The sequence below is a fragment of the Micromonospora globispora genome, assembly GCF_003857015.1.
Classification (GTDB): Bacteria; Actinomycetota; Actinomycetes; order Mycobacteriales; family Micromonosporaceae; genus Micromonospora; species Micromonospora globispora.
In genome coordinates, this window is the sequence record NZ_QGGF01000196.1 from 1 (window position 1) to 3,300 (window position 3,300).

Here is a 3,300-nt window from a genome sequence, read left to right on the forward strand (position 1 = left end):
ACCGGCGGCCAGCCGGCGGACCCGCTCCGGGCAGGCGCCGCCGGTCGCGGCCACCACCAGCTCCCGGTCGGTTCCGACGCAGTACGCGTCGACGCCGTCGCGCCGCAGGTACGCCTCGACCCGCTGTGGGTCGACCCGCAGCCCGAAGATCTTGGCGAACCCGGCGGCCCGCCCGACGATCTCGTAGAGCCCGTCCGCGCCGCGCCGCGCGACGTCCCCGGTGTGCAGCTCGTCGACCGTGCGGCCGAGGGCGAGGTCGGCGGGGCGCTCGGCGTAGCCGAGCATCACGTTGGGGCCGCTGTAGACCAGCTCGCCGGTGTCCGGCTGCGGCCAGTCGGGCAGGGGGCGCAGCCGGAACGACCCGCCCGGCACCGGTACGCCGATCGTCTCCGGCCGGCGCTGCGCCAGGTGCGGCGGCAGGTACGCCATCCGCGCGGTGGCCTCGGTCTGGCCGTACATCACGAAGAACCGCCAGCCGCGGCGGCGGGCGAGCGCGGCGTAGCGGGCCACCCGCTCCGGGTCGAGCCGGCCGCCGGCCTGGGTGACGTAGCGCAGGTGGGGCAGGCGCATCCGGTCGAAGCCGACCCGGTCCAGCAGGTCGAAGGTGTACGGCACGCCGGCCAGTGTGGTGGCCCGGGCGGCGCGGAACAGGTCCCAGAAGCAGGGGGTGGCCACGGAGCGGTCGGTGAGCACCAGCGCGGCGCCGCGCAGCAGGTGGCTGTTGACCACGGAGAGGCCATAGCAGTAGTGCAGCGGCAGGGTGGTGGCCGCCCGGTCGGTGTCGCGGATGTCCAGGTGTTCGGCGATCGCCTGGGCGTTGGCCTGGAGGTTCCCCGCGGAGAGCCGGACCAGCTTGGGGGAGCCGGTCGATCCGGAGGTGCTCAGCAGCAGCGCCAGTTCCGGGTGCAGGTCGTGCCGGCTGGTGGGGTGGAGTTCGTCGACCAGCAGTTCCCCGCCGACCCGGCGGATCACCACGTCCGGGTCGTAGGCCCTAATCAGCTCGGCGGTGGCGGCGTCGTTGTCGCCGGGGACCAGCAGCAGCGGATGCCCCGCGGTCAGCGCCGCCAGGTACGCGACCAGTTCGTCGAGCCGGTTCGCGCCGGCGAGCAGCACGAGGCGGCGGGCGGTGCCGAGCCGCCCGGCCAGCTCGGCGACCCGGTCGGCCAGCTCGGCGTAGCTCAGCCGGGCGTCGGCGGTGATCACCGCCGGCCGGTCGCCGTGGCTGGCCAGGTCGCGGACGAACTCCGCGGGCCCGACGTCGGGGAGCACATGCATGGCGGCCAGGTTAGGCGAGCCTCACCTAACGAACTAGTGGGGGTGGGTTTGCTTCGACGGCGATCACTAAGGTAAGCCTTACCTATGCAAAAGCGTCTGAGTCTCGTCCTGGTCACCGCCCTGGCCGGCGTCCTGTCCCTGAGCGCGTGCGGTGGCCCCGAGGGCGACCCGGGCAAGCCCGGCGACAAGCGGCTCACCATCTACAGCGGCCGCAGCGAGGCCCTGGTGAAGCCGGTGCTGGAGAAGTTCGAGAAGTCCACCGGCATCGACGTCGACGTCCGGTACGGCAGCACCGCGCAGATGGCCGCCCAGCTGTTGGAGGAGGGGCAGCGCAGCCCGGCGGACGCCTTTTTCGCCCAGGACGCCGGCGCGCTCGGCGCGGTCAGCAAGGCCGGCCTGCTGGCCGCCCTTCCCACCGAGCAGCTCGACCGAGTCCCCGCCGCGTACCGCGACGCCGACGGCGAATGGGTCGGCGTCAGCGGCCGGTCCCGGGTGCTGGCCTACAACGCCGACCAGCTCAGCGTCGCCCAGCTGCCGAAGAGCGTCTTCGAGCTGACCGGCCCGCAGTGGAAGGGCAAGGTCGGGGTCGCCCCCGGCAACGGCTCCTTCCAGGCGTTCGTCACCGCGCTGCGAGTGCAGCACGGCGACGCCAAGGCCCGGGAGTTCCTCACCGGACTGAAGGCCAACCAGCCGCAGATCCGCGAGAACAACGTCCAGATCGTCTCGGACATCGACGCCGGCACCGTCACGGCCGGCCTGGTCAACCACTACTACGTGTACGAGCTGGCCAAGGAGCGGGGCGGCAGCCCCGACGCGCTCAAGGCGAAGCTGCACTTCTTCCCCGACGGCGACACCGGCGGCCTGGTCAACGCGGCCGGGATCGGCCTGCTCAAGCGAGCCGGCACCGACCCGGACGCCCGCGCCCTGGTCGACTACCTGCTCGGCACCGAGGCGCAGACCTACTTCGCCACCCAGACCTTTGAGTACCCGCTGGCCGCCGGCGTGCCCGCGGCGCCCGGCCTGCCGCAGCTCGCCACCCTCGACGCGCCGAAGATCGACCTCAATGACCTCGACACGCTCGACGTCACCGTAACCATGATCAAGGAAGCGGGGCTGGCCTGAACGGCGTCCTGGCCGGTGACCGTCGGGCCGACGCCCGGCGGTCACCGCGCCGCACCGTCCCCCGGCCGGCGCTGACCGCGGCCTCCACGGCGGCCGTCGCCGTCGCCCTGCTTCCCCTCGGCTACCTCGCCGTCCGGGCCGCGCAGGCCGGCGGCGAGCGGATCGTCGACGAACTGCTCACCGCCCGGGTCGCCGTCCTCGCCGGGCGCAGCCTGGCCCTGGCCGCCGTGGTCACCGCCGCCTGCACCGTGCTCGGCGTCGGCATCGCCCTCCTGGTCACCAGGACCGACCTGCCCGCCCGGCGCGCCTTCGGCGTCCTCGCCGCGCTGCCCCTCGCGGTGCCGACCTACGTCGCCGGGTTCGCCTGGACCGCCACCGTCGACCGGTTCGAGGGTTTCTGGGCCGCCGCCCTGCTGCTCACCGTCTGCTCCTACCCGTACGTCTTCCTCCCGGCCGTCGCCGCGCTGAACCGGGCCGACCCGGGGCAGGAGGAGGTGTCCCGGTCACTGGGCCGCGGGCCGTGGGCCACCCTGGTCGGAGTCACCCTGCGGCAGATCCGCCCGGCCGTCGCCGCCGGTGCGCTGCTGGTCGCCCTCTACGTGCTCTCCGACTTCGGCGCGGTCTCCATCGTCCGGGTCGACACCTTCACCCGGGCCATCTTCACCGCGCTCAACCTCGGCTTCGACCGGACCGGGGCGCTGGTGCTCTCCACCGTGCTGGTCGCCCTCACCGTCCTGCTGATCGGCGCGGAACTCGCCACCCGCACCCGGGACGCCCGGTACGCCAGCAGCAACGTGCGGCCCCCCGTACGGCTGGCGCTGGCCCGCTGGCGCGGCCCGGCGCTGGCGGCGCTGCTCGCGGTCAACGGCCTGGCGCTCGGCGTGCCCGCGGTCGGCCTGGCCC

The 3,300-nt window shown here is 74.0% G+C and carries 3 protein-coding genes; 2 read left to right on the plus strand and 1 reads right to left on the minus strand.

Annotated features, from left to right (window positions below):
- Positions 1 to 1,275: AMP-binding protein (locus DKL51_RS07560; RefSeq protein ID WP_148097743.1), on the minus strand; the 1,275-nt coding region annotated here is incomplete at its 3' end.
- An 84-nt stretch (positions 1,276 to 1,359) separates the two neighbouring features.
- Between DKL51_RS07560 and DKL51_RS07565 the strand changes: the two genes are divergently transcribed.
- Positions 1,360 to 2,397: an iron ABC transporter substrate-binding protein gene (locus DKL51_RS07565; protein WP_109943608.1), complete on the plus strand. Its 1,038-nt coding sequence runs from the start codon at positions 1,360 to 1,362 to the stop codon at positions 2,395 to 2,397.
- A 71-nt stretch (positions 2,398 to 2,468) separates the two neighbouring features.
- On the plus strand, positions 2,469 to 3,300 hold an 832-nt coding region (locus DKL51_RS07570; RefSeq protein ID WP_260428414.1), incomplete at its 3' end, for an ABC transporter permease.